The organism is Rhabdochromatium marinum (assembly GCF_016583795.1).
GTDB classification, from domain to species: domain Bacteria; phylum Pseudomonadota; class Gammaproteobacteria; order Chromatiales; family Chromatiaceae; genus Rhabdochromatium; species Rhabdochromatium marinum.
Genome location: NZ_NRRS01000006.1, coordinates 45,194 through 57,312, shown reverse-complemented (window position 1 = coordinate 57,312; position 12,119 = coordinate 45,194). Strand labels below are relative to the sequence as shown.

The window sequence follows — 12,119 nt, the reverse complement described above, 5'->3', positions numbered from 1 at the left end:
GTTAAATGAACACCTGGCCGGACAACGCCAGCGCCTCACTCGGCGCGCTCCAGCCGGGCGTAAGCCAACACCAACCATTTGGAACCCACAGCTTCGAAATTGACCTGGATCCGGGCGCTGCTGCCAGTGCCCTCGCTGTTGAGCACCACCCCACGGCCAAATTTGGGATGCACCACCTGATCACCGAGCCTAAAGCCACCGGCCGCAGCCATCGGCGCGCTGGCGCGCCCCAGCCCGGCGCGCTTGCCGCGACGATGGGCGCGGACATCCTCAACCAGTTCCGCTGGCAGTTCGCGCAGAAAGCGCGAGGGCATAGGGGCTTCCTCGCGTCCGTGCAAACGCCGGGTTTCGGCATAGGTCAGATAGAGCTGGCGCATCGCGCGGGTCATGCCGACATAGCACAGGCGACGTTCCTCTTCGAGCCGGCTGGCATCATCCACCGACAGGCTGTGCGGAAACAGCCCCTCTTCGACCCCGGTGACAAACACCAGCGGAAACTCCAACCCCTTGGCGCTGTGCAGAGTCATGAGTTGCACCACATCCTCATGGCCATCGGCCTGGGTGTCGCCCGCTTCCAGCGCGGCATGGGCCAGGAAGCTGCCCAGTGGATCGGCCTCCTCGTCATGCAGCTCCGCCTCGAAACGACGTGCGGCCTCAACCAGCTGCTCCAGGTTCTCCAAGCGGTCGATGCCACGCCCATCCTTGGCTTTCTCGTAATGGGCCGGCAGTCCGCTGGCTTCGATCACTTGCAGGGTCAGATCCGCTAGTGTGGGCTGGTCCCGCGCCTCGCGTAGCCTGGTAATCAGCTCAACGAACTGGCGCAGAGCGCCGGTGGCACGCGCGGGTAACAGGTTCCCAACCAAGGCCTGATTGAGCGCATGCCACAAAGAGCAGCGCGCTTCACGCGCCTCGTGGCGCAAACGCTCGACGGTGCGCGCACCGATGCCGCGCGGCGGCACATTCAGCACCCGCTCGCAGGCGGCGTCATCCTCAGGATGGGCCAGCAGGCGCAGATAGGCCAGTGCGTCCTTGATCTCAGCGCGCTCGAAGAACTTCTGCCCGCCATAGACCCGGTACGGCAGCCCCAGCTGCATCAGGGCTTCCTCGAACAGTCGGGATTGGGCCGTGGTGCGATACAAAATAGCGCATTCCGAGCGGCGCAGACCCGATTCCGCACAGCCCTGGCGCACCCGTTCGGCGACAAAGCGCGCCTCATCAATCTCATTGAAGGCGGCATACAAGCGCACCGGGTCACCGGCGCCATCCTCGGTCCAAAGCTCCTTGCCCAGTCGGGTCGGATTGTTGGCAATCAGCGCATTGGCGGCAGCCAGAATGGTGCCAGTGGAGCGATAATTCTGCTCCAGGCGCACCACCTGGGTATTGGGATAATCGCGCTGGAAACTCTGAATGTTTTCGACCTTGGCACCGCGCCAGCCATAGATGGACTGATCATCGTCCCCAACCAGGAACAGATTATTGTGATCGCCGCTCAGCAGCCGCAGCCAGGCGTATTGGATGGCATTGGTATCCTGAAATTCATCCACCAGCAGGGCGCGAAAGCGGGTGCGATAGTGGTGCTGAATGTCCGGGCGCTCGCGCAGCAACTCATGGGCGCGCAACAACAGCTCGGCAAAATCCAGCACCCCGCCCCGGGTGCAGGTCTCCTCATACTCGCAATAGATGCGGATCATCTGCTGTTCAAAAAAATCCCCGCCATCATCGAGATGTGCGGCGCGCAGTCCTTCATCCTTGCGTTTGTTGATATAGCCCTGCACCTGACGCGGTGGCCAGCGCGCCTCATCAAGCGCCAGGGTTTTCAGCAGGCGTCTGATCAGCCGGAACTGATCGTCTGAATCAAGAATCTGGAACTGCTGCGGCAGCCCGGCATCCTGCCAATGTGCGCGCAGGAAGCGATGCGCCAGCCCGTGAAAAGTGCCCACCCACATGCCACCGACGGGCTGGGCGAGCATCTCTTCGATGCGCGCGCGCATCTCGCGCGCGGCCTTGTTGGTAAAGGTCACCGCCAATACCGACCAGGGCTGGAGCTGTTCGACTTGCAGCAACCAGGCAATGCGATGCACCAAAACCCGCGTTTTGCCGGAACCGGCCCCGGCCAGCACCAGCACATTGCCACCGGCCGCCGAGACCGCTTCGCGTTGGGCGGGATTGAGAGGATCCAGAATGGGAGAAACGTCCATGGGGAAGCATTCTACCGCAGAATACGCGCCACAAGGCCGCTTGGCGGTCATCGCGATTTGCCCGTCGCATGGCTCGCTGTAGTATCCTCCCACCCTAGATCAGGTTGTTTATTTTTCACCACCACTGCGAAGCGGACAGCATAAAAGTGACTGAACTCAAAAACGATGTTTTCCTGCGCGCCCTGATGCGCGAACCTGTCGATTACACCCCGGTCTGGATGATGCGTCAGGCCGGGCGCTACCTGCCCGAGTATCGCGAGACCCGTGCGCGGGCTGGCAGCTTCATGGACCTATGCCGCAATCCCGAACTGGCCTGCGAGGTGACCTTGCAGCCGCTGGAACGCTTCCCGCTCGATGCGGCCATTCTGTTCTCCGATATCCTCACCATCCCCGACGCCATGGGCCTGGGACTCTACTTCAGCGAGGGTGAAGGCCCCGGCTTCGAGCGGCCCGTGCGCACGGAGGAGGATATTGAACGCATCCTGGTCCCCGATCCCGAGCAGGAACTGCGTTATGTGATGGACGCCGTGGCGCTGATCCGCCGTGAACTCCAAGGCCGGGTACCACTGATCGGTTTCTCCGGTGCGCCCTGGACGCTGGCCACCTATATGGTGGAGGGCGGCAGCACCAAGAATTTCGCCCTGACCAAGGCAATGATGTTCGACCGCCCCGAGCTGATGCACAAGCTGCTCACCAAAATCGCTGACACGGTGATCCTCTATCTGAACGGCCAGATTGCCCGTGGTGCCCAGGCAGTCATGGTGTTCGACACCTGGGGCGGCGTGCTGAGCCCGGCTGATTTCCGCGAATTCTCCCTGCGCTACATGGAGCGTATCGTCGAGGGACTGACGCGCGAGGCCGATGGACGCCGGGTGCCCGTGGTGCTGTTTGCCAAGGGCGGCGGTCAGTGGCTGGATCGCATGGCCGAAACCGGCTGCGATGCCCTGGGTGTGGACTGGACCATGGATCTGGCCGACGCGCGCCGCCTGGTCAAGGATAAGGTGGCACTGCAAGGCAATCTTGACCCCTGCACCCTCTACGCCTCGCCCGAGCGCATTGAGCGTGAAGTGGGCCGGGTGCTGGCCAGTTATGGCAGCGGCCCGGGACATGTGTTCAACCTGGGCCACGGCATCCATCCCGATGTCAATCCCGAGCATGCCGCCGCCATGGTCGCCGCCGTGCATCAGCTCAGCCGGCCCTATCACGCCTAAGCAGGTGGCAGGCACGAATCATCAGGCCCAGGGATCACTTGGCGCTTCGCCTAGGTGATCCCAGCCTGGGATTCAGTCCCTGGCTCAATCGCTGCTTCAGGCACCGAAATGCCGGCGATGGGCCAGCCGCTCCATGAGCGCAAAGAGCACGCCGGATACCACAAAGCACAGATGCAAACCGATCATCCAGGCGACTTCGGTTTTGTCAAAATTGCCGATATTCATAAAGGCGCGTAGCAACTCAATGGTGGAAATGGCCACCACCGAACCGATGATTTTGAGTTTGACATCACTGTAGCCGACCTTGCCCATCCATTCAGGCTTATCGACATGGTCCTTAACCACATCGAGCTTGGAGACAAAATTCTCATAGCCGCTGAACAGCACAATCAGCAACAGATTGCCGATCAGGACAATATCCACCAGTCCGAGCACATCCAGAATCATCCCGGTGCTGCTCAGCTCCAGAAAGCCCATGGCCGTCGCAATGAACTTCTGCACAAACTTAATCACCAGCAGCACCAGCGACAGGACCATGCCCAGATACAGTGGCGCAAGCAGCCAGCGGCTGCGAAACAACAGGCTTTCGAAAAGGCGCTCGATTAGACTCATAAGGATTGGTATCACCCCTGCATTAACAAATTGTGATGCTTATGCGGCGGTCGGCCCGGTCGGTTCCGGAGTCCAGGCGCCGCGCTCATAAGGGAAGCTTGCATGATTCGTCCCTCGACATCATTAACCAAAGCCAAGACCGGAATCCAGGGCTTTGATCAGATCACCGGCGGCGGACTGCCACAGGCTCGATCAACCCTGATCTGCGGCGGACCTGGCTGCGGAAAAACACTCTTTGCGATGGAGTTTCTGGTTCGCGGCGCCACCGACTATGGCGAGCCGGGTGTTTTTGTGGCCTTTGAGGAAAGCATAGCCGAGTTGTGTGAAAACTTCACCTCGGTTGGTTTTGATCTGACAGCCTTAATGGAGCACCAACACCTGCTGATTGATGAGATTAAGCTCGAATCCGAGCAACTCACCACCGCCGGCGCCTTCGATCTTGATGGACTCTTTTTACGCCTGGCCGATGCCATCGAGCGCATTGGTGCCAAGCGAGTTGTGCTCGATACCCTGGAGCGACTGTTCGCCAGTCTGCCCAATCCGCAGGTGTTGCGCACTGAACTATCCCGGCTGTTGCGCTGGCTGAAAGATCGGGGAGTGACCGTCATTCTCACGGCCGAACGTGGCGACGGCACCCTGACCCGCTATGGGCTGGAAGAATATGTCTCGGATTGCGTGGTGGTTCTGACGCACGAACCACGCAACCTGATCTCCACCCGCTATCTGAAAGTACTGAAATATCGCGGCTCCAGCCATGGCACCAACGAATACCCCTTCCTGATCGATCACCACGGGATTTCCATTGCGCCCATCACGTCCGTGACCCTGACGCATGAAGCCAGCCGCGAGCGCCTGTCCAGCGGCGTGGAGCACCTGGATGACATGCTCGGTGGCGCGGGCTTCTATCGCGGCAGCTCAATTCTGGTCTCGGGTACGGCCGGCACCGGAAAAACCAGCCTGGCCGGGCACTTTACCGCTGCCGCCTGCAAACGCGGTGAACGGGTGCTGTACTTTGCCTTTGAGGAATCTGCCAGCCAAATCACACGCAACATGGAATCCATCGGCATCGATCTGAGGCCCTGGTTAGAGCAGGACCTGTTGCACATTCATGCCACCCGCCCATCCTTTACCGGTCTGGAAATGCACCTGACGCTCATGCACAAGGCTATTCTGGACTACTCAGCACAAAATGTAGTCATCGACCCCCTAAACAGCTTTGCGGAGTCCTCTGAAACCAAGCAGATGCTGGAGGTCAAAGCCATGCTGATGCGCATGCTGGACTATCTGAAACAGCAAGGCATTACCGGCTATTTCACCAGTCTCACCTCCGGCGGTGCCGCACTGGATCACACCGATGTGGCCATTTCCTCACTCATCGACACCTGGATTCTGCTCTCAGCCATTGACAGCCATGGCGTCCGCAAGCGCCAGCTGGGCATCATCAAGTCCCGCGGCATGTCGCATTCCAGTCAAACCCGCGAATTCCTGCTCACCGATCAGGGGGTCAAGCTACTCGACCCCCAGGCGGAGATCAGCAGACACCTGAGCGGCTCCGAGCGCGTCGCTGAGGAAAATCGCTTACGCGCGCTGCACAGTGCTCAGCAGCGCAAACTTGCGTATCAGCGCGAACAACTGGAATTACAACGCACCCTGATGGAAACCCGCATTGATACCCTGCGCGCCGAATACGGACTGCGTGCCGCGCAGCTTGAAGGGTTGCTGGAAGCTGAAGCCAAAACACCCACCACCCGGCAAGCGCAGCCAGGGGGGACGACTTGAACGCCGGGGTTGGCACGCCCGCAGAGGCCACCGAAGAGGTGTTACGGTTGCGTCTTTATGTCGTGGGACGCAATCCCAAATCAATCATCGCACAACGCAATCTGACCTGTTTCTGTGAGCGGCATCTCACCACGCCCTACCAGATTGAAATCGTTGATCTGAGCAGCAATCCGGAAATTGCCCGCAAAGATCAAATCCTCGCCACTCCCACGCTGGTACGCCTAACCCCCGCACCCGAGCGCCGCGTCATCGGTGATCTCTCCGACAGCGACAGCGTCATTTTCGGTTTGGATCTGCCGGCTTCAGTATCCAGTGCCATATAAACTGCCAACACCTCACACACAATATGGCAAGATGATGCGACAATGGGCAGGTCATTCTGTGCATGACACCACTTGATTGCGTCCGGCGCGCTTGGCCCCGTATAGCGCTTCATCGGCACGAGCCAGCAACGCGGTTTCGGTATCGCCCGAGCACCAGACCGTGACTCCCAAGCTGACGGTAATCGGCTGGGCGTCAGGCGCGCTCAGACTGGATTCGACTTGAAGACGCAAACGCTCGGCGACGGCCTGGGCCTCCTCCAATCCACTGTCCAACAGGACGACAATGAACTCCTCTCCGCCGAATCGCGCGCACAGGTCGTCGCGACGAAAGACCTCCAGCATCACCTTGGCCAGCCCCTGGAGTACCTGATCGCCCGTTTCATGGCCAAATTGGTCATTGATGCGTTTGAAGTGATCGAGATCTGCTGCAATCGCGGCACAGCGCAACGGTTGGTCACCGGCCTCGGCGATCAGCTGTTGCATGCGAGCGGCAAAACCGCGTCGATTGAGCAGTCCGGTGAGGGCGTCGGTGTCAGCCGCATCGCGCAGCTGCTGATTTTCTTGTGCCTGGTCGGTGACATCCCGCTCGATGGCAAAGAAATATCGCAGCTGGCCCCGATGATCGTACAGCGGCGTGATCGAGATATCGACCCAATAGCTTGAGCCGGACTGATGATAGTTGACCAGGATTTCACGTACCGGTTCGCCCCGGTTCAGCTGCAACCGCATCCGGTCTAGTGTATCCCGATCAGTGTTCGGTCCTTGGAACAGACGCGGAGTCTGCCCCTGAACATTCTCTTTCGAATAGCCGGTCAGTTTGGCATGGGCCTGGTTGGAATAGAGGATTCTCGGCCCGGGTGGATCGAGGGGTTGGGCTTCAGTGACGACCACAGCATCATTGGCCAAATCAACGATCTGCCGGAAGGGAATGCGCTCCCGGTCACTAATATCAACAAAGGTGACAATCGCCTGATGCTCGCCACTCGCGTCGGCCTGCGGATACGCCTGGATCAGCAGCCAGGTCGGCTCCGGCTCCAGTTTATCGACGATCCCCAGTACCAGGCCAGACACAGGATTTCCAGTGCTGAGCACGCGGTTGGCCGGGTAGTCTTCCGCCGAGATCCGATGGCCGGCCTCGTCGATCAGATTCCACTCCGGGCGCAGCGTCTGCCGGCCCAACACCTGCTCCTCGGTCATACGCAGCAAGTCCAGAGCGAGCGGATTGGCATAGAGAATCTGGGTATCTGCGGCATGCACCACCACACCCGCCGGCAGGTTTTGCAGCAGCGGGCCGGTGGCGATCAACTCCTCATCTGGACGACTATCCTGGGCATCGGTGCCGGACACATTGAGCGTCAGGCTCAGATCAACCAGCAGCCGAAAGGCCTGGTGCATGAGTTGGGCCGCACGCCCGGCTAACTCGATCTCATGCGTTTGCCAGGGCTCACAGCGCCCGAGCCAGGTCTCGGTCCAGGTTGAAAAGGATTGGCGAGGCGAGATGTTGGGCCGGCCCTGGTGGTCCCTGACCAGGATTTTTTCTGGATTTCCGGCCCAATGGACATGATGCACCCGCTCTTCCCGAAACCAGAGGATGCTGTCACCTGCGGCCCGATCAATCCAAACTGCCAACACACCCGCCGCCTGAGTGGCATAGCGGGTTGCCTCCGGAAAAACCTCCCCAAGCGCATCAATGGCCAAAACCTCATCAGCTGGCTGTTGATCCAGCCAGGGCAACAGCTGATCGAGTTCGGCATCACTGGGCAAAGCGCCACGCCGAAAGCGACGTGCTTTGACGCGAATTAGAATGCCGGTCGCGGCAATCAGGTCGGTCAGATGTTGTTCGAAACGCAGCAGTTTGGGGGCCTGTGGACCCTTGCGATAGAAGAGATCAAGCATGGAACCAATCGACTGCTGGGTTTTCCGGGCCATCTGATCACGCTCCTGTGCGATCAGCGCGGCGAAGCGCATGGCCGCGAGCAGCCCGAGAAACTTGACCGCCTCGCGGCGCGGCAGCTCTAGATTACGTGGCCGAGCATGGTGACAGGCGATGAGCCCCCAGAGCTGTCCTTCGACAATTAGAGCCACTGACAGACTGGCACGAACCCCCATGTTGCGCAGATATTCGATATGCACCGGCGAACAACCGCGCAGGGTGATCGCAGTCAGGTCGAGTGGCACGCTCTGCCGTGGGTTGATCGCAGGCTGCAACGGCGCGGCCTTGGCGTCGATATCGACCAGCAACCGAAAAGGCTGGCGCAGATAGAGCGCACGCACCTGCGGTGGGATGTCACCGGCCGGGAAGCGATGTCCCAGATAAGAGGGGATGTCGGCATGAGCACGCTGCTCGGCGATGACCCGGCCCTCCCAATCACGGTCGAACTGATAGACCATGACTCGTTCGTAACCGGCGATCTGCTGCGTCAGTTTGGCCAACAATTCCGCTGTGCTGACCAGATCATGCGGCTCGTTGAGAACGGCTGCGACCTGCTGCATGCGTTGCTGAAAGGCGATGGCTTCAAATCCAATCTCCGAATCCTCAATTGGCTCCAATTCCATTAGGAGCAAATCGTCGCCAAGATGCAGCGTGGCGTGGAAGAGCCGGGATGCGTCGCCGATGCCAAGATCGAACACCCGCCCAACTGGCGCGCAGGCAAGTTGGCAATCTGAAGCTTGATGGAGCGCCTCAATCCAATCCTGACCGAGCAGGTCGGACAGCGAGGTGCCGAGCAACTCGTCCAACGGCCTGCCAAACAAATCGGCCACATTCCCGCTCGCTTGCAGAAGACAATAGTCAGGTACAGGCTCGGCCACCAGCAAGAACCCATGGGGCTGAATCATGGGAATCAGCTGGACTGGCTCCGTTTCACAACGGTGCAATGCGGCGGTGAGTTCCTCAATGGTAGGCACTGGTTTCAGATTCCGAAGTTGCTCAAAAATCGCTCAGGGTTTCCCAGTCTGCATGCCGTTTAATCATGATGAGAAATAACCCGATTGCGTCCCTGTTGTTTGGCTTGATACAGCGCGGCATCAGCGCGCTTTAACAGGTCATCGGGTTGCTGGCTGGAATCCGGCACCAGGGTCGCAACGCCAATACTGATGGTGACATGATCAGCGACGCTGGAGTCGCGATGCTCGATGGCCAGCGCGGCAACAGCGGCGCACAGGTGCTCGGCCAGTGCGTGAGCCTCCTTAACCTGGCTTTGCACAATGACGCAAAACTCCTCGCCGCCGTAACGAGCGACAATATCCCCGCCCCGACGCACCTGCTCACTGAGTACCTGTGCAACGGCGCGCAGGCAACGATCACCCTCTGAGTGCCCGTAGCGGTCATTGTATTGCTTGAAGAAATCAACATCGATCATCATGGCAGCCAGCGGTTCACCATGGCGCCCGGCGCGGCCCCATTCGCGCGCCAGCGCCTGATCGAGATAGCGACGATTGAAGACCTGAGTGAGCCCATCGCGCATCGCTAGGCGCTTCATCTCAGCATGGGCGGCTTCCAGTTCACGCGTGCGCTCACGCACCCGCTGCTCCAGTTCTTCCGTCAGTCGGTGCAAGGCGCGCGTGCGTTCGACTAAATCGACATGCGTGTGGACACGCGCAATCAGCTCCCCACGCGAGAACGGCTTGGGCAGATAGTCATTGCCACCGACACTGAAGCCTTCGAGAATATCGCGTTCCTGGGTGCGCGCCGTTAAAAACACAATTGGCAAATCATTGGCGGCAAATCGTTTGCGCAGCTGGCGGCAGACCTCAAACCCGTTGATGCGCGGCATCATCACATCAAGCAGCACCACCCGCGTATCATCGGCCTCGCTCTGACTCATCCAGGCCAGTGCCTGTTCGCCATCGGTGGTGGTCTGAACCCGAAAGCCCTGCAAAACCAGCTGATTGGTCAGCACGCGCAAATTGACCGGATCGTCATCCACGATCAGCACCAACTGACCGCCACCCGTCCAGGCATCCAGGGCACTCGGCACGGTTTCCTGATCCTCGCTACCCGCAGCCGGTTGGTCCTCGTGACTCAGAGCCGTCGCCTCGCTCGCAAGCGCCTCCGCCGCGCCAACCGGGGCATTCACCGGCGCCTGATCCGCCACCGGCAAGGTAAAGTGAAAACAGGCACCGGCGCCGACCTCGGATTCGAGCACAATCTGCCCTCCCATGGCCCGAACCAGTGAGCGGGTCACAGCCAACCCCAGTCCGGTACCGCCATACATGCGCCCGGCGCCGCTGTCGAGTTGCTCGAAGGAGGCAAAAACGGTTTCATGCTGTTCAGGCGGAATGCCGGGGCCGGTGTCGCACACGCTGATAGCGAGCTGTCGCTGTTCATTGACGCTAGCACGCACCTGGATTGACCCCTGATCGGTGAACTTGATGCCATTGCCGATCAGGTTATACAAAATCTGCTGCAACCGATTCTCATCAGCCAGGGCCAGCGGCAACTGATCAGGGATGCTGTTGATCAGCGCCAGCCCCTTGGATTCAGCCAGCTTGGCCAGCAATTGCAACACCAGATCACAGATCGAGCGCACATCAACAGCAGTGAGATGCAGCTGCAGCTCGTGGTGATGCAAACGGGAGAAATCGAGAATGTCATTGACCAGCGTCGCTAGGCGCTGGCTGGAGGCGATGATCAGCCCCAGATTCTCATCCACCGCCGGGCTGATCGCACCGGCGGCACCGGCGCGCAGACTCTCAGCCAGCCCGATAATGCCATGCAGAGGGGTGCGTAATTCATGCGAGGTATTGGCCAGAAAGTCATCTTTCAGCCGATCAGCCTTGCGCAGACTGTCAATGGCCAGCTGCTTGCTAGCCAGGGCTTCTTGCTGCGCCTGGTCTTTTTCCTGCTGCGAGGCTTCGAGATTGGCCGCCATCTGATTGAATACGCTGGCCAGATGAGCCAGTTCATCACGCCCACGCACTGGCACCCGCGCACGCAGATCCCCGCCGCCGATGGCCGCCGCGCCTCGCTCAAGCCGCCGCACCGGTTTCAACACCAGCAGATGCAAGACCACCAATAACAGAATTGCAGCCAGCAACAAGGCCAGCAGCGCCACCACCGCGATATTCTGGCGCAGCGTGGCGGACGCGATGTCGAGTTCGCTGACCGGCAAGAATGCTACCTGCGCCAGATTGGGAGTGAGTGACTGGGCGCGCACCAGGGTCTGCTGCCCCCCGTGCTCGGCTTGATGAACGCTGCCGTCAGCGGTGGAGGCCTGGATGGCTGTGCGCACCTCGGCTTCCAGCGGCGCATCGGCGCCTGTGCTGGCATCGTCGAACAAGCGCTGTGCCTGGGCATCGGTAAACAGAATCTGCCCGGTTTGCCCGACATGACTGTTGATGACCTGCTGGCGCAGATGATCCGGCGAAATAGCCAACAGCAGAAAACCGCGCAACGACGGCTCGGCAATGCGGTTATCGTCCAAAACCGGATCAACAAAAACCAGTTTGTGCCCGACCAGCAACAGGGGGTCGCCGGCTTGGTTACGCACATAGCGCGCCATGGCATCGGCATCCTTGGACCGCAGATCGGCCAGATAGGCCTCCAGACCTTGCAGTGCGGGAGCCTTGGCCTGGTCATCAGACCGGTAACGCGCCAGCACCTGACCGTCTGGATCGACTAGGCGAATATCGCCATAGGTGTCGTAGGCGTCCTGATAGCTCGCAAACAGATTCAGCAAGGGTAACAATAGAAAGTTGACACGCTCGTCCTCGGAGGCAAACAAATAGCGTTTGAGCACATTGGATCCGGCAAACAATTTGGCGTTGGCCAGCGCCGAGCGTCGATGGGTGGCTTCGTTCAGCGCCATCTGATCCAGCAACGTATCCATCTCGCGCAGCAGGTTGGTCTGGGTGCTGGTACGCAAGCGCTCGTAGGCCAGCCAGCCCAGTCCCAGCAAGGGCCCGATGACCAGGGGCAACAGCAACAGCAGCAATTTAGCACGTAACGTGAGAAATTTCATCGTGGCAACGCGGGCAGCGCAGTCAGTTGGTGT

7 protein-coding genes are annotated in these 12,119 nt (G+C 59.8%); 3 read left to right on the top strand and 4 right to left on the bottom strand.

The features are described 5' to 3' along the window. Window positions 1-35: 35 nt before the first annotated feature. Complete coding sequence (uvrD, locus tag CKO36_RS03250) at window positions 36-2,198, bottom strand: DNA helicase II (protein ID WP_200280478.1); 2,163 nt, start codon at window positions 2,196-2,198, stop codon at window positions 36-38. 146 nt (window positions 2,199-2,344) lie between these two features. Between uvrD and hemE the strand changes: the two genes are divergently transcribed. After that, window positions 2,345-3,409: a uroporphyrinogen decarboxylase gene (gene hemE, locus CKO36_RS03245; protein ID WP_200280476.1), complete on the top strand. Its 1,065-nt coding sequence runs from the start codon at window positions 2,345-2,347 to the stop codon at window positions 3,407-3,409. A 96-nt stretch (window positions 3,410-3,505) separates the two neighbouring features. Here hemE and CKO36_RS03240 read toward each other — a convergent pair whose 3' ends face one another. Then, window positions 3,506-4,021 (bottom strand): TIGR00645 family protein, encoded by a 516-nt coding sequence (locus CKO36_RS03240; RefSeq protein WP_200280474.1) that lies wholly within the window; start codon window positions 4,019-4,021, stop codon window positions 3,506-3,508. A 102-nt stretch (window positions 4,022-4,123) separates the two neighbouring features. On the opposite strand from CKO36_RS03240, the gene kaiC reads away from it, so the two are divergent. Together kaiC and CKO36_RS03230 are read left to right on the top strand one after the other, a co-directional pair. Continuing rightward, window positions 4,124-5,800 (top strand): circadian clock protein KaiC, encoded by a 1,677-nt coding sequence (kaiC, locus tag CKO36_RS03235; protein WP_200280472.1) that lies wholly within the window; start codon window positions 4,124-4,126, stop codon window positions 5,798-5,800. After that, complete coding sequence (locus CKO36_RS03230; RefSeq protein WP_200280470.1) at window positions 5,797-6,123, top strand: circadian clock KaiB family protein; 327 nt, start codon at window positions 5,797-5,799, stop codon at window positions 6,121-6,123. The genes kaiC and CKO36_RS03230 overlap by 4 nt, the downstream gene beginning before the upstream one ends. 51 nt (window positions 6,124-6,174) lie before the next feature. Here the strand turns inward: CKO36_RS03230 and CKO36_RS03225 are convergent, their stop codons facing one another. Both CKO36_RS03225 and CKO36_RS03220 read right to left on the bottom strand, forming a co-directional pair. Next, on the bottom strand, window positions 6,175-9,030 hold the full coding sequence (locus tag CKO36_RS03225) for a diguanylate cyclase domain-containing protein (RefSeq protein ID WP_200280468.1): 2,856 nt from the start codon (window positions 9,028-9,030) through the stop codon (window positions 6,175-6,177). Window positions 9,031-9,089: 59 nt separating this feature from the next. Next, window positions 9,090-12,086 (bottom strand): diguanylate cyclase, encoded by a 2,997-nt coding sequence (locus CKO36_RS03220; RefSeq protein WP_200280466.1) that lies wholly within the window; start codon window positions 12,084-12,086, stop codon window positions 9,090-9,092. Window positions 12,087-12,119 lie beyond the last annotated feature (33 nt).